The organism is Candidatus Manganitrophus noduliformans (assembly GCF_012184425.1).
GTDB classification, from domain to species: Bacteria; Nitrospirota; Nitrospiria; order SBBL01; family Manganitrophaceae; genus Manganitrophus; species Manganitrophus noduliformans.
Map to the genome: position 1 here is coordinate 41,476 of NZ_VTOW01000005.1, position 21,753 is coordinate 63,228.

Genomic DNA, 21,753 nt, shown 5'->3' on the forward strand with positions numbered 1-21,753 from the left:
GATTATCTCCCTTCTCTGATTGCGTTTCGAATGCCTCTGAATTTTCCGCTTAATATCTGCGTCGTCGCCGTATAGAAGAGGGTATTTTCGGCGAGTTTGGCCATCTCTTGCTCCCCGTTGACAGTGTTCCCGTCGAGCCGCTGAGAAGCACCGGGGGAGACGGCCGCATGAGAAGAAGCCAACACGCTTCCGCCCGAAGAAAGATGCGCCGCGTCGGTCCGATCGAGCGAGAGCGGAAGCGATCCCGAGGCGGAACCGAGCGCCTCCTTGAAATTCACCTCCATCGCTTTGTAGCCGGGGGTGTCCTGATTGGCGATATTGGCCGTGATCACCCGATGCCGTTCACTCCGCAGATCGAGGGCCTGCCCCAGCAGGCCGATGGTTTTGCTAAACAAGCTCGAGATCATAAGGTGCCTCCTTCATCCGCGCGCCCAGGGGCGGCGGTCTGTTGCGGGTCTGTTGATCCGGCGGTCCGGTACTCTCTTAGTTTGTTTCGAAGGGTTCGAATGCTGATTCCCAGGAGCCGGGCGGCATGGGTTCGGTTTCCCCCGACCCGTTCGAGCGTTTCCAAAATCAGCTCCCGCTCGGCTTCCCAAACGGTGGTCGATCGCGGGGGCGGGGGGGCTGCCTTCGCCTCAGAAGAGGCTTCGAAGAGGAGATGATCGGGGGTGATGACCCCCCGGTCGCAGAGGAGGACCGCCCGCTCGATGACATTCGCGAATTCACGGATATTTCCACGCCATTCCCGGCCCATTAAGTGAGAGAGCGCCTCCGGCGAGACAGAGAGGACCGACTTTTGATTTTTGGCCGATCCCTTTTTGATGAAGTGATCGGCGAGCAGGGGGATATCAACCACGCGATGGCGGAGGGGGGGGAGGCGCAACGGAAAGACATTGAGGCGATAGTAAAGGTCTTCGCGGAAACGTCCGGCGTTGACCTCTTCCCACAACGGACGATTGGTCGTGGCGATGACCCGGATGTCGAGCGAGATCGGCCCCTTCCCCCCGAGAAGATCGACTTCGCGTTCTTGCAGAACACGGAGCAGCTTGGCCTGGAGCGACAGGTGCATTTCGCTCACTTCATCGAGAAGGAGGGTCCCGGTGTGAGCGAGCTCGAACCGGCCCGGCTTTCTTGCGGCGGCCCCGGTGAAAGCCCCCTTTTCGTAGCCGAAGAGCTCGCTTTCCAGCAACGCTTCCGGCACCGCGGCGCAGTTGATCGCGATAAAGGGGCGATGGGCGCGCGGGCTCTGCTCGTGAATAAAGCGGGCCAGGAGCTCTTTCCCCGTTCCGCTTTCCCCTTCGATGAGGATCGAGGTTTGGCCTGCGGCGACGACTTCGGCCGTTTTGAGCAGCCGCAACATCCCCGGGTCCTGAGTCAGTAAAGCCCGTCCGGCGGGAGCCGTCGGGTGTGGGGGCGGTTTGGCGGCGGGGATCTCCTGCGAGCAGAGCGCCCTCTGAATCACCGTCTCCAGCGCTTCTTGGGAAAAGGGCTTCACAAGATAGTCGAACGCCCCCGACTTCATCGCCTCGACGGCGGCCTGAATCGTTCCAAATGCCGACATGATGATGATGGGGAGGGAAGGCATCAGCTTCTTCGCTTCCTGAAAAAGGTCCATTCCGCTCATCCCGGGCATCCGGATATCGGTCATCATCAAACCGATCGCCTGCTCCCGGCAGTGACCCAACGCTTCTTCTCCGTTCGAAGCGATGACCACCGGATGCCCCGATTGACGAAGGCTCTCCGAAAGGGCCAATCGCATGGCGGGGTCGTCATCGACAACCAGGATCGGTTTGGCAGGGGAGGGGTGCATCATTCAATCGGCTCCGTCAGATCGGGTCGGGGCGGGAGGGTCAACGTAAAGGTCGATCCCCGGTGGATCTCGCTTTGCACCTGAACCGATCCCCCCAAGGCGGTCACGGCATGATGAACGATCGCCAAGCCGAGACCGGTTCCTTTCGACTTGGTGGTAAAAAAGGGATCGAAGATCTTGGGGAGAATTTCCGGCGGAATCCCGTCTCCGGTATCGCTGATCGTGATCTTCACCCCACCGACGGCGGCTCGATCGGAGCAGGTTTCATTCGTCTCCTGAAGAGCGACCGCGACGCGGAGTTCGCCTCCCTGCGGCATCGCTTCGACCGCGTTCAAGATCAGGTTCAGGAGGATCTGCCGCAGAAGATCTTCATCGCACCGGACCGGATCGGAAAGGGTCTCGATCGATTCGATCCAGCCGATCCGATTTTGCCGGATCAGCGGAAGGGCAAAGAGGCGCGCCTCTTCGATCATTCTCCCCAGGTCGGTCTTCCGAAAAGAAGGGGCCGGTGTTCGGGTGAAGAGAAGAAGATTTGAGAGGGCATAATCCATCGCGCCGACGGCGGCGGAGATGTGGTCGGCATACTGCCTCAAAGAGGGTTCGGCCACCCCTTTCTTCAGAAGAGAGGAGAAGAGCTCGATGCTGCCGAGGGGGTTTCTCAACTCATGCGCCATCCGGGCGGACATTTCACCGACGGCGGCCAGGCGATGATTTCGCTCCGCCTGCTCCCGAAGCGCCTCCCTCTGCCGGAGACTTTCCTCCAGCGCGCGATTCTTCGCCTCCAGCTCGGATTTGAGTTGCGCGACCTGCTCTTGAAGGAGACGGTAGTATTTCTCCAGGTCGAGGGAGGTTTCATTAAAACGGCTGAACGCTTCCCGAAGAAGCTCAGCCTTCTTTTCTTCGATTGCCATCGATGAAGGACCTCAAGTTCAGGGTAGCCATCGCCTCCGCGGCCATCTGGCGGACCAACGGATCTTTCGCGTTCCGAGCAAGCTGATCGAAAAGGGAGCGTCCGCGGGTTTTTTGGCCGAGAGCGGCGTAACTCTTCGCGATTTGGAGTTGAATCCAATCCCCCTCCGGTGTTTCCGATTTTTCTTTCAGCGCCGTCCGATACGCTTGAATCGCCTTTTGATATTCCCGCAGCCGGTAGTAGGCGTCCCCCAACGGGAATGAGAGCTCGGCCGCGTTCTCCGGGCGGTGATCGATCCACTTTAGGTAAATCGCGGCCTCTTTCCGATAATCACCCTTCTTCCGGAAGGCTTTGGCGAGAAGGAGGGAAACCTTCTCTTGGTCTGCATGTTTGGGATTTTTGAGAAGCCATTCGGCATAGATCTTAATCGCGCGAGGATGTTTTCCTTGATGGTCGAGGGCCGCTCCAAGATCGATGAGAAGAGCGGAAAGATGTCGGCTCTTCGGATAACGTTTGAGAAAAGTATTCATTTTATGCTCCGCTTGGGCGTAATCTCCCTTTTCCAGCAAGCTTTTTCCGAGAAGGAAAAGGGCCTCCTCCGCGAGTCGGCTCGATAGGCTTGCCGCAATCGGCGCATAGAGATCGATCGCTTGTGTATGAAGACCGAGGCGGGCATGGCTTTTCCCGACCTGAAGACCGGTCGGACCGGTCAGCATCGGCGGGGTGAAATTCGAGGAGAGGGCGTGAAAGAGAGATACGATCTTCAGATGATCTTCTTCCTTTGCAAGCCGGCCGACCTCCTCGCCGATCGTTTTGCGATGGAGGGCGGCCAGACGGAGCCGGAACAAGGAGGAGGGGAGAAGGGTGAGAAAACGGCTTTGCAGTTCCAGCGCGACGGCGTGCGAGCCGTAAATTCGAAATTGCTCGATCCCCTCCAGGAGTATTTCTTGAGCGAAACCATCACGCGGCGCGGCCTGCAACACGGTTTTCACTTGGTTTTCCAGCAACTCCAACGCCCGGCGAATTTCTTCACGATTCTCCCCCTGACAATGGGAAGGGCGTTTTTGTTCGGCAGCGGAGGCGCACTCCCGCATCGCGAGCTGACCGATCGATGCCATTAATTTGTCGAGGCCGGCGTTTAGGTCGGCGGCCGGCGCGGATTGTATTTGCGCGTAGATGAAGCCTGCTTCGTCAAACCGTCCTTCCCGCCGCCAGGTGTCTCCCGTCCTCGCCAAGGCAATCGAAGCGAGCGGATGGGTCGGAAAAATGTTAAAGAGATTGGAGAAGAGATTTCGTGCTTGACCCGCGCGGCCGGTACGGTAAGCCGATTCGGCATGTTGAAATAAAACGATCGGTGAGACCGGTTTTCTCGAATCGCCCGCAAGGGCCTCTCCTCGTTCATATTTCCGGTGGGCCGTTTTGAAGTCGCCTTGTTGATAAAGACTGTCGGCATGACCGAGCAGGACCGAACGCTGATCTTCTTGTGAGAGCGCGCGGAGGTCGATCTGTTCGTATGCGTCCGCCGCCTCCTTCCATTTTTCCCACCCTCGGTAAGTTTCGGCGATTCCGATCCGGGCCAGCAGGGCGAAGCGGCTGTTCGGGTGCCGAAGGAGGATCCTTTTGAAATTCCCGATCGATTCATAATAGAACCCCAGTTTTTCATAGACCTGGCCCATTCTCCAGAGGCTGCGAACGGCATTTTCCGTGTCGGGATGCATCAGCTGCGCCTCTTTAAAGGCGGCCAGCGCATCATGGAGATGGTCCGACCCCCCCGTCTCCGCCCATTTCAAATGGAGATCTCCACGGAGAAAGGAAGCCGTTTCAGCGAGAGGTCCTTTGGGGAACTGCTGTAAGAGGCGATCTGTTTCCGAAACGGCGAGGGCAAATTGACCTTCTTGATATGCTTGTAAAATCGTTTTAAAGGGATCGGCTCCTTCGGCCGAATGGTTTTCCGGGAAGAGGGGAAGGTCCCGGTCCTCCGCCCGGATGTCCGGCGCTAAAACGATCAAGTTCAATAGGAGTATGGTGAAAACCACGCGTTTCATTGCAATCCATTGGTAATGAATGGTTTGACCCCAATCCGGTATAAGCAAGAAGGGTGCCGATTGGCGTGCCGATCCGCCGGAGAATCTTGGGTCCGATCAAGCGATGGGTGAAGGGATGAAATGGTTTTAAAGGGGATGGAGAAAGGTGAATGAAAGAGAGGGAGGGGAAAGGGCGTCAACGGGTTGACAGGAAGAGTCAAGAATATCGTCGAGAAAAAACGATTCGGCCCCCGCCGGTCAGTCCGTATTCGCAGCGGGAAGCGGTTCCAGGTTTTCTCCGGTATCGGCGGGAGAGGGAGTGGGATGTGCCCAGCGCCGCTTGAGTTTCTCGACGAGGGTGGTCCGGTTCATCTTCAAAAGCTGAGCGGCGCGGTTCTTGACGCCGTTGGCCTTCGACAGCGCTTGTTGCAGGATCTGGTTTTCAAATTCGGAGACCAGTTCGGAGAAATTGGCCCCTTCTTCGGGGAGCTCGAATTGAAAGAGGAGCCGGCGCTCGTGAGATTTGGTGAGCTTGTCGGGCAGGTCCGACGGCTGGATGAGCCCCTCCTGTTTGAGGGTCACCAGCCGCTCGATGAGATTCTCAAGTTCCCGGATGTTTCCCGGCCAGGGATATTCCAACAGGAGCTTCTCCGCATCGGGGACGACGCCCTGGATCTTACGCTGCTTTTTCTCGTTAAAGCGCCGGATGAAGTGGTCGATGAGAAGGGGAACATCCTCTTTCCTCTCGCGAAGCGGAGGGATCATCATCGGAATGACGTTCAGCCGGTAGAAAAGATCTTTCCGGAAACGCTTTTCATCGACGGCCTGTTCGAGGTCTTGATTGGTGGCGGCGATGATGCGGACGTCGACGTGGATCGTTTTGTTTCCGCCGACCCGCTCGAAGGAGCGTTCCTGCAACACGCGGAGCAGTTTTACCTGCAAGGGGAGCGGGAGCTCGCTGATCTCGTCCAGAAAAAGGGTTCCCCCGTGGGCCAGCTCGAATCGGCCGATCCGGGAGGTGACGGCGCCGGTGAAAGCCCCCTTTTCATGACCGAAGAGCTCGCTTTCCAGAAGCGCTTCCGGAATGGCGCCGCAGTTCACCGGAATCAACGGCTTGTCTCGCCGCGGGCTGTTAAAGTGAATCGTTTTTGCGACGACCTCTTTCCCCGTTCCGCTTTCACCTTGGATGAGGATGGTGCTGTCGCTGTCGGCCACCCGTTCGATCAATTCGTAAACCCCCTGCATGAGGGGGCTTTGCCCGACCATATTTTCAAATTGATATTTTTCGCGAACCATTTTTTGCAAGAGGAGGTTTTCATGTTTGAGGCGGTGATATTCCAATGCGTTTTTCAACAGACCCAGGACGACGTCGACCTGAAACGGTTTTGAAACAAAATCGAACGCGCCCGACTTCATCGCCTTCACCGAAAGCTCAATCGTCCCAAAGCCGGTGAGAAGGATGCACACCGCGTGCGAGTGGACCCGTTTGATCTCCCTCATGAGGTCGATCCCGTTCATGCCCGGAAGCTCGTAGTCGATCAGGTGGAGTTGGAAAGGGATATTTTTTGCCAAGGCGAGCGCTTCGGCGCCGTCCGCGGCGGTTTCAACCCGATATCCCGTTCGCTCCAGAAGTTCTGACAAAACCGTCCGGACGGAAGGATCGTCTTCGACAACAAGAATCCGGTCACCGCTCATAGCGTTCTCCGATCACGTTATTTCTAAAATGGAATATTCCGAAAAGGGGATAGTCAGAGCATAACAGACTTTTTCCATCTGTCAACGATTTGACCGATGATTTCTCGCCGACCCTTCTCGGCAGAAAATTCCCACCGGTAGGTAAAGAGGTCCGGAAAAAGAGGCGGCGTTTCGGTGAAACCGGTACAAAATTTCGGAAATCATGCTGGTACGCATCTTGCTCTATCCGAACCCGATGTACAAACGGCAGCCCCAACGTTCAACCGGAAACAAGCGATGAGTGATCTACTCGATCTGCAATCGATCAACGGCCTCGCACCCGCCGCGGGATCTCAGGGCGAAAAGCGCTCTTCGAAACAAGGAGAGAGCCCGGAAGGATTCCTGAAGGTCCTGAATGGGGTTGCGGCCGAAACGAGGGCCGTCGGGACTCTCAATGAGGAAGGTCCTCTCGGCGCGACGGAGGAGGGCCATCCCTTATTGGCATTCCTCGGACGCTCCTTGCCGGACGGGAATCAGATTGTCCGTATCGGCGTTCTCGATGAGGGAGAGGAAGGAACCGAAGGGGGCGCCTCTCCGATCGATTCGACGCTCAACCCTCCTGCCGGGCCGACTCCGTTACAAGTTGGACTTGTACAGGGTCCTCCGCAGGAAGGATCTTCATCCCTTCCGCTCGCTTCTCCGGGGGGAGAGGCACAACCGGATGGACCGGAACAGACACGGGGAAACGGGGCACAGGTCAGTTTGTTTTCGAAACCAGATCTGCCGATTGCAGAAGCGGCTACACCCGGTCCGATCGATATAATGGCTTCCACAGATCTGGAAACGGAGGTCGGAATATTTCCCGAACAGGGAGGTTTGACAGGGGAGCCAGCTCTGCAAGGAGAGAAAGAACTTCAGGGGACAGGACCTTTTAAAGGAACGGAGCCGATCGCTTCCCATGATCCGCTCCGTCCGATGACCTTGCCGGAAAGGGGGCTTCATCAAAAAGCGGGAGAGAATCCAGATGGAATCGCTTCTTACAACGTGCGACCCAAGGAGAATGAATCCAGTGAGACAAGCTTTTTCGAGACCGAAGCAATCGGTGGGATCGAAAAAGAGAAATCCGTTCTTTCTGCCCTCGCCGGTGGCAATCAAAAAAATTCTGAAGAAGCCGGGGCGAGAACTGGATCGGAACGGCCCGACCCGATGGGGATGGTTTCCAATGAAACGGCTGGAATGAGCGCATCCGATATCGGTCCCTCCAGCCTAAAAGATGACTTCATGAAGAGGGGGACAGGATCGTCCGATCCGATTCAGTCAAATAAAACGGGCGACACCTCGTCCGGAATCCCTGAGGAGAGACACCTTCTTCATCAAATATCGGAAAAGTGGACCTTATCCCAGTTTAAGAACGAACATTCCTTCCGCCTTCAATTGGAACCGGAGATGCTCGGTGAGCTTCAAATCGATATCTCAATGCATCAAGAGGGAATCGTCGCCGAGATCGTGACCAAACATCCTTTCGTGAAGGAACTCCTGGAAGGGAATCAAGAATTGCTGAGGGGAGCGCTGGCCGAACAGGGGATGAAGATCGATCGGTTCTCGGTCAGCATCGGCGATCCCAGCCAGGCCGCGCTCGGCTGGGAAGATCACCTGCGAAAACAGGGAACGGACTCTCCCTATGACGCTTCGCAATCCTCTCCGCCGCCGGCTGAAGAGGGGGAGATTTCTCCCGAGCAGCGGCGGATGAAAGAGGGGGCTTGGAGCGCGATTAGTATTTACGTATAAGGCGGGCACCGATCTTCTCGCCGGAGTCAAGTCGCATTTTTGTGGAGGAGACGATAGATGGATGCAATCGGTCAATTAGGCGCAGATACTTTTTTGAATTTACTATCGGTCCAATTACAATACCAGGACCCGCTCCAACCGATGGACAGCATGCAGTTCGTCACGCAGCTGGCTCAATTCACTCAGGTGGAAAAGTCGGTGAATATGGACAAAACCTTGGGAACGCTCACGCAATACATGGCCTCCATGAACAATTACAACGCGGCCGGTTTGATCGGAAAAGACGTTCAGGTAGAGGGGAGGAGCTTTCCTCTGCGGGAGGATGCCCCCGCGACATTGAACTATCAATTGGAAGGGGATGCCAGGGAGGTGATGATTCAGATATCGGATGAGACGGGGAATGTCGTTCGGAACATTCGCGCAGGAGTCCAGCCCGCGGGAATGCAGAATGTGACCTGGAACGGCTTGGATGAACATGGAAACAACTTGCCGGAGGGGACGTACACCTATGACGTTTCCGCGGTGGATGTCACCGGGGCGCCTGTTCGGTTGCAAACCTACACGCAGGGACGGGTGACCGGCGTGACCTTCGAGGGGAGCATCGCTTATCTCATGGTCAACGGCGCGCGCGTTCCGGCATCGGGCGTATTGCGCATCAATCAATAAGATAAACAGGGAGGGGAGATCAGATGGCGATTTTAACTTCGCTTTTTTCAAGTGTCAGCGGGATCAACGCATTCGGAAACGGGCTTTCCGTCATCAGCAACAACATCGCGAACATGGCGACCATCGGCTTTAAGGACAGCAGCGTGGCGTTTGCCGATATTATCGGGGAGGGATCGAGTTCGAACCAGATCGGGCACGGGGTCTTTGTCAGCGGCATCCGGACGCAGTTCATCCAAGGATCGTTCGAGACGACCGGGAACGGACTCGACATGGCGCTGGAGGGAGACGGGTTTTTTCTTTTGAGAACACCGGAAGGAACGGAATCGTATACCCGCGCCGGTCTCTTTAGCGTGGACCAGAACGGACTCATCGCCAATCCGGAAGGTCTGTTGCTTCAAGGTTATCAAGCCGACCCGACCGGCGAACTCACCGGACAGATCGGCAATCTCAATGTGGCGTCGACCTCCTTTCCCCCGCAGTCGACCGCCGAAATGAGCATCGTGGCCAATATCGATTCCAGGGCGACCATTCCCCCCGCTTTTGACGTGACCGATCCGACGGCCACCTCGAACTTCTCGACCAGTCTGTCGATGTTCGACTCCCTCGGAAACAGCCATCTCGTCTCGATATTTTTTAGAAAGAGCGCGACGGGAGCGGGCGGAAATACCTGGGAATGGTTTGCCCTTGTCGAGGGAGCCGACTCCGCCAGCGGCGTGACGGAAATTCAGGCGCAGGGAACGCTGACCTTCACCACGGCCGGAGAGCTCGATACGGTCAGCGCCATTACTTATCCGACCGGCGGCTTCGACTTCTCCGGAGGGGCGACGCAGAATCAGATCATCGACTTTAATTTTGGGGAGAGCATTACCACGGACGGGGGAACCGGTTTGAACGGGCTCACCCAATTCGGATCGAACTCGGGGGTCCTCAACCAGCTTCAAGACGGCTATGCTTCCGGATCGCTTCAGCGGGTCTCCGTCAACAAGGAGGGGCTCATCACCGGTCTTTTCACCAACGGAAAGAGCCGGACCCTCGGCGGGGTTACGCTGGGGCGGTTTAACAACCCCCAGGGGCTGGTCAAGCTCGGGAATAATCTTTATGCCGTCTCTTCCGACTCGGGACAACCGATTTTCGGCTCGCCTGATTCGGCCGGAATGGGGAGGATTCTGGCGAGCTCGCTGGAATTGTCGAGCGTCGATCTGGCGGGGCAGTTCGTGAAGATGATCGAGTATCAGCGCGGATTCCAAGCCAATTCCCGCGTGATCTCCATTACGGACGAGATCCTCCAGGAACTGGTGAACCTGACGCGATAAGTCCTGAGCGCCGGGGCGGTCCTCCCGCCCCGGCGCATCCGTCAAAGCAATGACGGTCCTCCCCCCTTTGTTGACACTTCTTTTTATTTTCATCGCATCTTCTCTTCGCTAAATCAATTTTAATCATCAAAAGGCGGCGATTCCGGCCTCCGGATCGCGCCTCCCGGCATTTTATCGCTGGCATGGACATTGCTATGCATACCGAATGAACTTAATCCCATGAGGGAGTGGATCCGTGGCGGAGGAAGAAAAAAAAGGAGAGGCCGACAAAGCCGATAAGAAGGAAACGAAGTCTTCGGCAAAATCGAAAAAAATGTTGTTCGTCATCGGCGGCGCGGTAATCCTTCTTGCGGCGGGAGGAGGCGTTTTTTTCATGATGAAGAAACCCTCCGAGGAGACGGTTGCGGCTGTCGCCGCCGAAGAAGCGGCCCCTCCTAAAACGGAGAAGAGCGGCGGGAAGGCGGAGGCGGCCGGCGGCGAGAAGACGGAGGAGAAGGGAGGGGTCATTTTCGATTTGGATCCCTTCGTCGTCAATCTGGCCGATACCCCGGAGATCCGGTACCTTAAGCTGACGATCAAGTTGGAGCTGACGAAGGAGGAATATACCGAAGAGGTGACAAATCGGATGCCTCAGATTCGCGATTCGCTCCTCATTCTTTTCAGCAGCAAAGAGTATGCGAGCATCCGAACCGTTGAGGGAAAAATGGAACTCCGCGATGAGATTCTCCAAAGGTTAAATACGATCTTAAAAAAGGGAGCGGTGAAGGCGGCGTATTTTACCGATTTTGTGGCGCAATAGGAGTTGCAATGAACCGGTCGATTGCAGGGCCGACATCGTGAATCGATGATGGCGGAGAAAATATTATCTCAAGAGGAGGTGGATGCCCTTCTCAAAGGCGTTTCCGACGGAAAGGTCAGCACGCAATCCGCACCGGCGCCGTCCCGAGGCGTCCGGCCGTATGATTTCACCAGCCGCGATCCGATTCCTCACGGAGGAATCTCGGGTTTCGAGTTTGCTCATGAGCGGTTCGCGCGATTTTTCAAGGCCACCCTCTCCTCGGTTGTTCGTAAAGAGATCAAGATTCAGCCGATGCCGATCCAGGTCCTTCCTTTCAAAGATCTCATGAAAGACGCTCCCGCGCCGATCAGCTTGAACCTGATTAAAATAGATCCGCTGAAAGGACAGGCCTTGATCGTGGTGAAGCCGGAGCTTCTCTATACGCTTCTTGAGCTCCTCTTCGGCGGAAACGGCCAAGGCCCGGGCAAAATCGCCGTCACGGAGTTTACGCCGATCGAGCAACGGGTGATCCGCCGGTTCGTTGTGATGGTTCTTGAAGAATTTCAAAAAGCATGGACGCCGCTTTATCCTTTCAAACCTTCTTTGGTCCGGTCCGAGACCAATCCGCAGTTCGCCAACGTCATGAGCCCCGGCGAGCAGATCGTCAAGATTTCATTCAAACTTGAGATTGAGGATCAAAAGCGGGAGATCATCCTGGCGATTCCATTTACCTCTCTCGAACCGGTCTTCGAAAAATTGGTCGGCGGTTCCACCGGAACCGCCCGAGAAGTTGATCCCGAATGGGCCGCGCGTTTAAGAGCCGAGATGGCCGACTGCAGGGTTTCGGTCACAGCCGAGCTGGGAGGGGCGGTTCTGACCGTAGAGGAGATCACCCGGCTGGCGGTGGGGGATATTATTATTCTCGAAAAGGGGGTGGATGAAGATCTGGAGATGAAGGTGGAGGGAAGACCGAAATTTCGAGGCCATCCCGGTCTCCACCGGGGGAAGCCCGCGTTTCAGATCACCTCGCTGATTTACGATCGGAGGGAAGCGCAACATGGCAGATGAGGATCCCAAGGCCGGACCGGGGGGCGGGGCGCAGAAGCCGGCCGCCGCCCCGGCGTCGGGGGCGGCCAAGAAGCCCGCGGGCGCGGAAGCAAAACCCCCTTCGTTCGCGCCGCTGGAGCAGAAAAAAACCGGCGCGCCGGTGGGCAATCTCGATTTTATCCTCGATATTCCCCTGGAAATTCGCGTCGAGCTGGGGAACGCAAAAATTCTCATCCGGGATCTTCTGCAACTCGGCCAAGGATCGGTGGTCGAACTGGAAAAGCTGTCGGGCGAGCCGCTGGAGGTGTTTATCGGCGATAAGTTGGTGGCCCGAGGCGAGGTGGTCGTCGTGAACGAAAAATTCGGAATTCGCCTCACCGATATCGTCAGCGCGGCGGAACGGATCAAACAACTCAGCAAAGGATGACCCCGTGGATTCCTTCTGGAACTTGATCAAGGTCGGCGGATCGCTCCTCTTCGTTCTCGGGATCATGGCCCTGACGGCTTATGCCGCCCAGCGGTTCCTCGGCTCGAAATTGGGACGCTGGCGGTCCCAGCCTCTCATCCAGGTCTTGGCGACGACCTATCTCGGCCCGAAGAAAGAGATCGCGGTGATCGAGGTCGGAAAAGAATATCTGGTCGTCGGCATCACGCCGACACAGATCTCCCTTCTCGCCCGGCTGGAGGAGCCGCCCCTTCCGTCGGCGCCGATCGAAACAAACGCGGGGCCGCGAACATGACGCATCGGCTTCTCCTACGCGCCGGGATTGTATGCGCCCTCTTTGTGATCTGTGTCGTGGCGCCGGTTTCAGCGGCGGAGACCCCCAACGGGGCTCCCTCCTTGACGATCAACCTGGGAGACGGCACACCCCAGCAGATGTCGGTGGTCGTTCAGATTCTCCTCCTCCTGACGGTCCTCTCTCTGGCCCCGGCCCTGATCATGATGGTCACCTCGTTTACGCGGATCGTGGTCGTCCTCTCCTTTTTGCGGCATGCACTGGGAACGCAGCAAAGCCCTCCCAACCAGGTCCTCATCAGCTTGGCCCTTTTTTTAACGCTCTTTGTGATGTCGCCGGTCTGGCAAAAAGTCAATGCGGAGGCGCTTCAACCCTACCTGGAGCAGAAGGCGTCGCAATCGGAGGCGCTCGAGCGGGCGGCCGACTCGGCGAGGGGTTTTATGCTCAAGCAGGTTCGCGAGAAAGACCTCGCCCTTTTCGTCGATATCGCGAAGCTGCCGGCGCCGAATACCCCCTCCGAGCTCCCGATTCACGTGGTGATTCCGGCCTTCATGATCAGCGAGCTCCGGACCGCTTTTCAGATCGGTTTCCTGATCTTCTTGCCCTTTCTCATCATCGATATCGTCGTGGCGAGCATTTTGATGTCGATGGGGATGATGATGCTTCCCCCCGTCATGGTCTCCCTTCCGTTCAAGCTGATTCTTTTTGTTTTGGCCGACGGGTGGTTTCTCGTCGTGGGGTCTCTGGTCAAGAGCTTTGCGTAACAGTCTAAAAAGGGATTTAAAAATGACGATGGAATTTGTGGTTGAGATGGGTCAGCGGACCATCGAAACGGCGCTCCTTCTGGCCGCCCCGGCGCTTCTTTTCAGCTTGGCGGCGGGATTGCTCGTGAGCCTCTTTCAGGCGGTCACCCAAATCAACGAAGCGACCTTGACGTTTCTGCCGAAGATTCTGGCGGTGGCGCTCGCTCTGTTGATCTTCTTTCCCTGGATGCTCTCGCTCCTTATCGAGTTTACGAGCCGTCTGCTGATCAATCTTCCGAATTACGTCCATTAGGAGAGCGTAATGGAGTGGGTGCAGCCTCTTTTCCGGTATGAGACCGCTTTTGTGCTGATTCTCTTTCGGGTGGCGAGCTTTCTCGCCGTGCTCCCGATCATGAGCGGGCGCAGTATTCCCGGATTGGTCAAGGTGTCGTTGGCGCTGGCGGTCTCGCTCATCCTCGTGCCGATCATCCCGATTCAGCCGGCCCCGCCGACGGTCTCCGCCTGGGTGGTCGGTCTGGCGGGAGAGATGATGATCGGGTGGGTCATCGGGCTCGGGTCCCGTCTCATTTTTGCCGCGGTGGAACTCGGCGGAGAACTCGCGGGCCTTCAGATGGGGTTCGGCATTGCCAATGTCATTGATCCGAGCTCCAATCAACCGGTTCCATTGATCGAACAGTTTTATACCCTTTTGGCGGTCCTCGTTTTCTTCGGGATCCATGCAGACCATCTGGTCCTTCGGGCGCTGGTTCAAAGCTTCACCATTCTTCCTCCGATGACCTTCAATCCCGGGGGAGCGCCGATCGGGCAACTCGTTCAAGCGGCCGGCCAGCTTTTTGTCATGGGAATGCGGATCGCGATTCCGGTCACCATCGCCCTTTTGCTGGCGAACGTCGCCCTGGGGATCATCTCGCGCGTCGTTCCACAGATGAATGTGTGGCTGATGAGTTACCCGATCACGATCAGCCTCGGTCTTCTGATCATGGGAGCGACCCTCTCTCTCTACGTCGCGTTGCTGCAGAACCAGATGGCCGGCCTGGAAGGAACGATCGGGGGGCTTTTGTTGGAGATGAAAAATCCGTAAAGAGTGAAGACATCTACTCCTCACGTCTCACGCATTTGAGTTGATAAATGGCATCGGACGATCAGGAAAAAAGCGAAAAAGCGAGTCCAAAACGGCGGGAGGAGGCCCGGAAGAAAGGGCAGGTCCCCAAAAGCCGGGAGATCCATTCCGCCGCGTTGATTCTCGGCGGCGTCCTCGGTTTTTCGATCACCGCTCCGATAGTGATGTCGCAGATGCGGAAAGTGATGGTTCAGACCTGGAGCGGCTTTTCCTCCACGCCGATGACGGAGACCTCTTTTTATCATTTGGCGATGACGCAACTTTCAGGGACGTTGTCGGTTCTTATTCCGGTCATGGGAATGCTCGGCGCGATCGTGGTCGCCGCCTCCTTCGGGCAGCATGGATGGGTTTGGTCGACGGAAGCGTTGGCCCCCGATTGGTCTCGGCTCAATCCGATGAAGGGGGCGAAGAAGTTCTTTTCGCTCCAGGCGGCCGCGGAGTTGATCAAGACGCTGATCAAATTTATCGCCGTCGGCGGACTTTCATACGTTGTCATTCGCCAAGCGATTCCGGCGATCTCCACGGCGATGCAGGCGGAGCCTTCTCAAATGCTGGCGATTGCAGGGGAGAAGATCTCCAAGTTGGCCCTGACGACCGGTCTCCTGATCGCCTTTCTCGGAGCGGCTGATTATCTCTTTCAGTGGTGGAACCTGGAGCGGAGCCTCCGGATGACGAAACAGGAGATGAAGGAGGAGATGCGGCAGAGCGAAGGGGATCCGATGATCCGGGCGCGTGTGCGGAGCGCTCAGAAGGAGATGGCCCGCAAGCGGATGATGGCCGACGTGCCGAAGGCCGACGTGGTCCTGACCAACCCGACGACCCTGGCGGTGGCCCTCCTGTATCAACACGGGAAAATGAAGGCGCCGAAAGTGGTGGCGAAAGGGGCCGGCTTTATCGCGGAGCGGATACGGGAGATCGCCCGTCAACACGGGGTTCCGGTGATCGAGAACAAACCGCTCGCCCGCGCCCTCTTCAAGGGGGTCAAAATCGGCGATCCGATCCCGTCAAAGCTCTACCGCGCCGTCGCGGAAATTTTGGCGTATGTGTATCGGTTGCGCCGAACGTAGGGGCGGTCCGATGTGACCGCCTTGGGCAGACACACCGGTCTGCCCCTACAAAGAAAATGTGATGCATCGAGTTTAGGGAGAGAATGGCGGAAGCCGTCACACAAGAAGCGCCGACCGGATCGTGGCTGAAGAACGGGGACATCGTTCTGAGCCTCGGGGTGGTGGGGATTTTAATGCTGATGATCCTCCCCTTGCCGAGGGTGCTCGTCGATCTTCTCCTCGCCTTTAATCTGAGTCTGGCGCTGATCGTTCTCTTTGTTTCGATGTATACCCTTCGGCCGATGGAGTTTTCCGCTTTCCCCTCGGTCCTCCTTCTCGTGACCCTCTTCCGCCTTGCGCTCAACATCGCCACGACGCGGCTGATCCTCCTGCACGGAAGCGAAGGGATCGACGCGGCGGGGCAGGTGATCAAGACCTTCGGAAACTTCGTCGTCGGCGGCAACTATACCGTCGGGCTCGTCGTCTTCGCCATCCTCGTCGTCATCAACTTTGTCGTCATCACGAAAGGCGCCGGACGGATCGCCGAGGTCGCCGCGCGTTTCATGTTGGATGCGATGCCGGGGAAGCAGATGAGCATCGACGCCGATCTGAACGCCGGATTGATCGATGAAAAAGAGGCGCGCCGGCGGCGGAAAGCGGTCTCACAGGAGGCCGACTTTTACGGCGCCATGGACGGGGCGAGCAAATTCGTCCGCGGCGACGCGATCGCCGCCATCTTGATCATTTTCGTCAACATCATCGGCGGATTGATCATCGGGGTTCTGCAACAGGGGATGAGCTTCATGGCGGCGGCGCAAAATTACACCTTGCTGACGATCGGCGAGGGATTGATCACGCAGATTCCGGCGCTGATCATCTCGACCTCGGCCGGTATCGTGGTCAGCCGCGCCGCGGCGGAATCGAATCTGGGAGCGGAGGTGACGCGGCAGATCTTGGTCCATCCCCGGGCGATCATGGGGGCGGCGTCGATCATCTTCCTCTTCGGTTTGATGCCGGGGCTGCCGCACCTCGCTTTTCTGACGCTTGCGGCGGGGATCGGTTATTTGGGCTATACCGCGCAAAAAGTGAAGGATGAAGCGGCCGCGGCCGAGGCCAAGCCGGCGGCGAAGGAGACCGCCGCCCCGATGATTCCTGAAAAACAGGAGTGGATCGTTCCGCTCGATTTGATGGAGTTGAACGTCGGCTACGGGCTGATCTCGTTTGTCGACGAGGCGCAGGGGGGGGAACTGCTGAAGCGGATCACGGCGATTCGAAAACAGCTTGCCTTGGAGCTCGGCTTTGTCGTTCCGCCGATTCATATCCGGGATAATCTTCAGATCAAACCGAATGAATATCTGATTTTGATCAAAGGGGTGGAGGTCGCCCGCGGCGATCTGCTGCCGGGCCATTATCTGGCGATGAACCCGAGCGGGGTCGATCGCGGAATCGGCGGGATCGAAACCAAAGAGCCTTGCTTCGGCCTGCCGGCGCTCTGGATCACGGAAAAGGAGAAGGAGCGCGCGCAGACCGCCGGTTATACCGTGGTCGATGCGCCGTCGATCGTCGCGACCCATCTGACCGAGATCCTCCGGGGCCATGCGCATGAACTCCTCGGACGCCAAGAGGTCCAGCAGCTGATCGAGCGCTTCGGGAAAGAAGCGCCGAAGGTGGTCGAGGAGTTGATCCCGACGCTCCTTCCCCTCGGCGGGGTCGTCAAAGTCCTCAGCAACCTCCTCCGGGAGCGGGTGCCGATCCGGGATCTGCGGACCATCTTGGAGACGCTGGCCGATACGGCCCCCACGACCAAAGACCCCGACCTGTTGACCGAATCGGTCCGTCAGGCGCTGGGCCGGACGATCACCCGGCAGCACCAGACCTCCGACCGGACGCTGCCGGTCATCGGGATCGATCCGCTTCTCGACCAGCGGATTGCGTCGAGCATACAGCAGACCGCTCAGGGATCGGTCCTGACGCTTGATCCTCTCTTGGCGCAGAAGATCCTCCTCCGGATCCGGCAGGCGGTCGAGCAGGTCTCGATGAAGGGAACCCCCCCCGTTGTCCTCTGCTCCCCGATGATCCGGCCGCACCTGCGCAAGCTGGTCGAGCGGTTTATTCCCAATTTGGTGATCCTTTCCTCCAGTGAAGTGGTCTCTCCGATCCGAATTCAATCGATCGAAACCGTAAAGGTGACCGATGCAGATTAAAAAGTACGAGGTGTTTGAGATCGCGGAAGCGCTCCAGGCGATCAAGAAGGAGATGGGGCCGGACGCCGTTATTTTGTCGACGCGCGAGATCCGGAAGGGGGACTTCGGCCTCCTCGGCCGTCCGGTGATCGAGGTGACCGCCGCCGTCGATCCGCCGAGCCCGATGCAGCAACAGCGGGACCGGAGGCAGACGGAAGAGCGGTCCGATCCGGTCAGGGGAGAGACGTCCCGCAGGGACGTTTCCACGGGCGAATCGAAGGCATTCGGTGATCTCTTGGAAGAAGCCGGCCGGACAGGGGGCGCCGATCCGGCCATCGGATCGCTCTTGGAAGAGCTTCGCGCGGTCAAGGAGTCGATGGAGGCTCTTCGGAAATCGAACCTGGGGATAAGAGAGGAATTATCGGCGATGAAAAGCCGATCCCGTTTTCCCATTCCGCAATCCGCGATCCGCGATCCGCAATTGAATGATCTTCATCCGACGCTGGCGTCCATTTACCGGCGGTTGGTCTTAAACGGGGTCGATCAAACGATCGCGTCCGACCTGCTCCAGATCATGAAGCGGAAACTCGGGCCGGAGGATCTCTGGAAAGAAGATTTTGTCGAGAACTATCTCAAGGAGATGATCAAGGGGATGGCTCAGGCGGCGGTGGCGATGGAGCGGCCGAAGCAAGGAGGGAAGGTCGTCGCATTGATCGGCCCGACCGGCGTCGGAAAAACCACCACCGTCGCAAAGCTGGCGGCGCATCATTTTCGAAAGAAAGGGAAGGTGACTTTGGCGACGCTCGATACCTATCGCATCGGCGCGGTGGAGCAGCTGAAGATCTACGCAAAAATCATCGGGGCGCCGGTCGTGGTTTCGGAGGACCGGCTCAAAGAGGCGGTGGCCCGCCGTCAGGAGGGAGAACTGATCCTCATCGACACCGCCGGGCGAAGCCATCTGAACGCTTCGCAGTTGGAATCGCTGGGGGTCCTCTCCCGGATCGAGGCGCCGGTCGAGACCCATCTGGTCCTCTCCTCCAACACCCGGGAGCGCGATCTGGAAGAGATCATCGATCGTTTCTCCGCCGTTCCGATCAACTATTTTCTCTTTACCAAAACGGATGAAACCCGAAACTACGGATCCCTTTTAACCGCGATGCGAAGAAAAGGAAAGCCGCTTTCGTATTTGACCATGGGACAGCGGGTTCCGGAAGATATCGAGGTCGCAACCCCCAAACGGATCGCCGATTTAGTATTGAATTGATTGTAGGGGCGGACCTGCGTGTCTGCCCCAAGGCGGTCACATCGGACCGCCCCCTACGGAAAAGGACAACAAATGGATCAAGCAAGGACGTTAAGAAAATGGGCGGAGGGTCCTTCCGGAGCGCCCCGGCAGCCGAGGGTCATCGCCGTCACGAGCGGAAAGGGAGGGGTCGGCAAGACGAACGTCGTCGCGAACCTCGCCGTGGCCTTTTCCCAACTGGGGCAACGGGTTCTGATCTTGGATGCCGATCTGGCCCTGGGAAATGTCGATGTCCTGTTCGGCATTGTGCCGCCCTACACGTTGGAGCATGTTCTTCTGGGGGAGAAGTCGATCTCGGAGATCATGGTCCAGGGGCCGGCGGGGATTCGGATCCTTCCGACCAGCTCGGGAACGGAGGAAATGACCCAATTGACCGCGGAGCAGAAGCTGATTCTCCTCTCCGCGCTCGAACGGCTCGAAGAGGAGGTCGATATCTTTTTGATCGATACCGCGGCGGGCATCTCGTCCAACGTCATTTACTTCAACACCGTCGCGCAGGAGATTGTGGTGGTGGCGACCCCCGAGCCGACGTCGATCACCGACGCCTACGCAGTGATGAAGGTATTGTCCCGGCAGCATGATGAAAAACGATTCAATCTCCTGGTCAACATGGTTCGGGGAGCGCAGGAGGGAAAAGAGATCTTCAAAAAACTCAGCAGAGTCGCCGATCAGTTCCTGGGGGTCGCCGTCGACTATGTCGGCGCCATTCCTTACGATGATTATCTCCGGATGGCGGTCTGCGAGCAGAAGACGGTCATGGAGCGATATCCGAGCGCCCGGTCGAGTCTTCGATTTTCCGAATTGGCCCGGGAGATCCTCCAGCGTCCGGTCAGCCCGATTCCGAAGGGAAACGTTCAATTTCTCTGGAAGGCATTTTTATTCCAGAACGCGGAGCGTCCGCGGGCCCCGTCCGGCGGCGGGATGAAGGAGTAGGGGAGAGGGATGCCAAATGGGCCCGGATAAAGAGGCGGCCACCCGACGCAGCCCACCCCCCTCCATCGACGCGGCGGCCGCCGAAAAGCTGATTTCGGAATTTGCGCCGATCATTCGATACCTGGCGCAACGGCTGGCGTTTCGCCTCCCTCCTTCGTTGGATGTGGAGGATTTGATTCACGCGGGAGTGATCGGGCTGATGGACGCCATCGGCAAGTATGATCCGTCGCGAGAGGCGCGCTTTCGAACCTACGCGGAGTTTCGGATCCGCGGCGCCATGCTGGATGAAATTCGATCGCTCGACTGGATGCCGCGGTCGGTCCGCGAGAAGATCGCGTTGTTTCAAAGAACCACCGAGCAGCTGTCGAAAGACCTGGGGCGCGCCCCCTCCGAGGAAGAGCTGGCCGCGGCCCTCAAGATGGATGCCGACCAGTATGAGGCGTTTCTTTTTCAGGCGAAGGGAATCAGCCTGCTTCATCTTGAAGATTTCGGGCTGGAAGCGGGAGATGAGCGGCGTTTCATCGAGTCGCTGGCCGATCTCAACGCGGAAAATCCGCTCCTCTCTCTTCTCTCGCAAGGGCTTCGAAGAAGATTGATTGAAGCGATCGATCGGCTTTCAGAGAAAGAGCGGCAGATGATTTCGCTCTATTACTTCGAGGAGCTGACGATGAAAGAGATCGGACAGATCATGAAAGTGACCGAGTCACGCATCTGTCAGCTCCACGCTCAGGCGATCGCCAAATTAAAAGGTCTGATGAAGGACCGTGAAAAAGAGTCGTTTTAAACGATAAAGAGATCAGAATTCAGGAGAGAGGAAGGGGCCGGTTTTCTTTTTGATTTTCGGATTCTGTCCTGTCGCTGTCGGTCGGGGAAGGCTGCATGGATATCGCAACCATTATCGGATTGATTTCCGCGTTTTCGCTTGTTCTTCTCGGTATTTTTTCGGGAGGGTCCCTTCTCATTTTTTGGGACGCCGCATCGATGATGATTGTCGTCGGGGGAACCATCGGAACGACCTTGATCAATTACCCGCTCCGGGACGTCTTCGGCGTGGTGATGGTGGTCAAGAATGTTTTTTTATACAAGCTGGAACCGCCGAGAGAGCTGATCACCCAGATGATCGAATTGTCGGGAAAAATGAGAAAAAACGGTGTCCTCTCGATTGAGCCGATGATTAAACAGGTTCGTAGCGCTTTCTTCGCCAAGGGATTGCAGATGCTGGTCGACGGCACCGAGGCCAAAGACATCCGAAGCGTTTTGGAGAAGGAGATGGAATATCTCGCGGAGCGGCACCGACTCGGTTCCGAAATCTTCACGACCCTCGCCACCTTCGCCCCCGCGCTCGGAATGATCGGCACCCTCATCGGACTGGTTCAAATGCTGCAGCGACTCGACGATCCGAGCAAGATCGGCCCGGCCATGGCCGTCGCCCTGATCACCACCTTTTACGGCGCATGCATCGCGAACCTCCTCTGTTTGCCGATTGCGGGGAAGCTCAAGACGAGGAGTAAACAGGAGATGCTGGTCAAGGAGATGATTTTGGAAGCGGTCCTCTCGATGTCGGCGGGCGAAAATCCGAGAACGCTGGAGCAAAAGCTGCAGGCGTTTTTATCCCCAAAAGAGCAGAAAGCAAGCCAAAAGAAATAGCCCCGCGGCG

General features: G+C 57.4%; 21 protein-coding genes. 16 read left to right on the forward strand and 5 right to left on the reverse strand.

The window, feature by feature from the left end; translation table 11 throughout:
* Positions 1-2: 2 nt before the first annotated feature.
* The 5 genes from flgB to MNODULE_RS20195 form a co-directional block, all read right to left on the reverse strand.
* Positions 3-407, reverse strand: a complete 405-nt coding sequence (gene flgB / locus MNODULE_RS20175) for a flagellar basal body rod protein FlgB (RefSeq protein ID WP_168062990.1) — start codon at positions 405-407, stop codon at positions 3-5.
* Positions 404-1,813, reverse strand: a complete 1,410-nt coding sequence (locus MNODULE_RS20180; RefSeq protein WP_238339668.1) for a sigma-54-dependent transcriptional regulator — start codon at positions 1,811-1,813, stop codon at positions 404-406. Before MNODULE_RS20180 ends, flgB begins: the two co-directional genes overlap by 4 nt.
* Complete coding sequence (locus MNODULE_RS20185) at positions 1,810-2,721, reverse strand: two-component system sensor histidine kinase NtrB (RefSeq protein WP_168062991.1); 912 nt, start codon at positions 2,719-2,721, stop codon at positions 1,810-1,812. The genes MNODULE_RS20180 and MNODULE_RS20185 overlap by 4 nt, the downstream gene beginning before the upstream one ends.
* Positions 2,696-4,765, reverse strand: a complete 2,070-nt coding sequence (locus tag MNODULE_RS20190; protein ID WP_168062992.1) for a tetratricopeptide repeat protein — start codon at positions 4,763-4,765, stop codon at positions 2,696-2,698. The genes MNODULE_RS20185 and MNODULE_RS20190 overlap by 26 nt, the downstream gene beginning before the upstream one ends.
* 237 nt (positions 4,766-5,002) lie before the next feature.
* On the reverse strand, positions 5,003-6,439 hold the full coding sequence (locus tag MNODULE_RS20195; RefSeq protein ID WP_168062993.1) for a sigma-54-dependent transcriptional regulator: 1,437 nt from the start codon (positions 6,437-6,439) through the stop codon (positions 5,003-5,005).
* A 276-nt stretch (positions 6,440-6,715) separates the two neighbouring features.
* Between MNODULE_RS20195 and MNODULE_RS20200 the strand changes: the two genes are divergently transcribed.
* The 16 genes from MNODULE_RS20200 (at position 6,716) to MNODULE_RS20275 (ending at position 21,743) form a co-directional block, all read left to right on the forward strand.
* Complete coding sequence (locus MNODULE_RS20200) at positions 6,716-8,206, forward strand: flagellar hook-length control protein FliK (RefSeq protein ID WP_168062994.1); 1,491 nt, start codon at positions 6,716-6,718, stop codon at positions 8,204-8,206.
* A 57-nt stretch (positions 8,207-8,263) separates the two neighbouring features.
* Positions 8,264-8,872, forward strand: a complete 609-nt coding sequence (locus tag MNODULE_RS20205; protein WP_168062995.1) for a flagellar hook assembly protein FlgD — start codon at positions 8,264-8,266, stop codon at positions 8,870-8,872.
* Positions 8,873-8,895: 23 nt separating this feature from the next.
* The gene (locus tag MNODULE_RS20210) at positions 8,896-10,185 is read left to right on the forward strand and encodes a flagellar hook protein FlgE (RefSeq protein WP_168062996.1); all 1,290 of its coding nucleotides are present in this window, start codon (positions 8,896-8,898) and stop codon (positions 10,183-10,185) included.
* Between the two features lie 235 nt (positions 10,186-10,420).
* Complete coding sequence (locus tag MNODULE_RS20215) at positions 10,421-10,984, forward strand: flagellar basal body-associated FliL family protein (RefSeq protein ID WP_168062997.1); 564 nt, start codon at positions 10,421-10,423, stop codon at positions 10,982-10,984.
* 21 nt (positions 10,985-11,005) lie between these two features.
* Entirely contained in the window at positions 11,006-12,031 is a 1,026-nt protein-coding gene (gene fliM, locus MNODULE_RS20220) for a flagellar motor switch protein FliM (protein WP_168062998.1), read from the forward strand.
* Positions 12,021-12,437, forward strand: a complete 417-nt coding sequence (gene fliN / locus MNODULE_RS20225; RefSeq protein WP_168062999.1) for a flagellar motor switch protein FliN — start codon at positions 12,021-12,023, stop codon at positions 12,435-12,437. The genes fliM and fliN overlap by 11 nt, the downstream gene beginning before the upstream one ends.
* 4 nt (positions 12,438-12,441) lie before the next feature.
* On the forward strand, positions 12,442-12,750 hold the full coding sequence (gene fliO, locus MNODULE_RS20230; protein WP_168063000.1) for a flagellar biosynthetic protein FliO: 309 nt from the start codon (positions 12,442-12,444) through the stop codon (positions 12,748-12,750).
* Positions 12,747-13,511: a flagellar type III secretion system pore protein FliP gene (gene fliP, locus MNODULE_RS20235; protein WP_168063001.1), complete on the forward strand. Its 765-nt coding sequence runs from the start codon at positions 12,747-12,749 to the stop codon at positions 13,509-13,511. The genes fliO and fliP overlap by 4 nt, the downstream gene beginning before the upstream one ends.
* Before the next feature lie 22 nt (positions 13,512-13,533).
* Positions 13,534-13,803, forward strand: coding sequence for a flagellar biosynthesis protein FliQ (gene fliQ, locus MNODULE_RS20240; RefSeq protein ID WP_168063002.1), 270 nt, complete (start codon positions 13,534-13,536; stop codon positions 13,801-13,803).
* Positions 13,804-13,812: 9 nt separating this feature from the next.
* Entirely contained in the window at positions 13,813-14,592 is a 780-nt protein-coding gene (gene fliR, locus MNODULE_RS20245; protein WP_168063003.1) for a flagellar biosynthetic protein FliR, read from the forward strand.
* Positions 14,593-14,639: 47 nt separating this feature from the next.
* A complete protein-coding gene (flhB, locus tag MNODULE_RS20250; RefSeq protein WP_168063004.1) occupies positions 14,640-15,698 on the forward strand; it encodes a flagellar biosynthesis protein FlhB in 1,059 nt (352 codons plus the stop codon).
* 83 nt (positions 15,699-15,781) lie between these two features.
* Entirely contained in the window at positions 15,782-17,881 is a 2,100-nt protein-coding gene (gene flhA / locus MNODULE_RS20255) for a flagellar biosynthesis protein FlhA (RefSeq protein ID WP_168063005.1), read from the forward strand.
* A complete protein-coding gene (gene flhF / locus MNODULE_RS20260; protein WP_168063006.1) occupies positions 17,871-19,124 on the forward strand; it encodes a flagellar biosynthesis GTPase FlhF in 1,254 nt (417 codons plus the stop codon). Before flhA ends, flhF begins: the two co-directional genes overlap by 11 nt.
* Before the next feature lie 72 nt (positions 19,125-19,196).
* Entirely contained in the window at positions 19,197-20,096 is a 900-nt protein-coding gene (locus MNODULE_RS20265) for a MinD/ParA family protein (protein ID WP_168063007.1), read from the forward strand.
* Positions 20,097-20,112: 16 nt separating this feature from the next.
* Positions 20,113-20,880 carry a FliA/WhiG family RNA polymerase sigma factor gene (locus tag MNODULE_RS20270; protein WP_168063008.1) on the forward strand — a complete coding sequence of 256 codons (768 nt, stop codon included), beginning with the start codon at positions 20,113-20,115 and terminating at the stop codon, positions 20,878-20,880.
* Between the two features lie 95 nt (positions 20,881-20,975).
* Positions 20,976-21,743: a motility protein A gene (locus tag MNODULE_RS20275; protein WP_168063009.1), complete on the forward strand. Its 768-nt coding sequence runs from the start codon at positions 20,976-20,978 to the stop codon at positions 21,741-21,743.
* Positions 21,744-21,753: the final 10 nt, after the last annotated feature.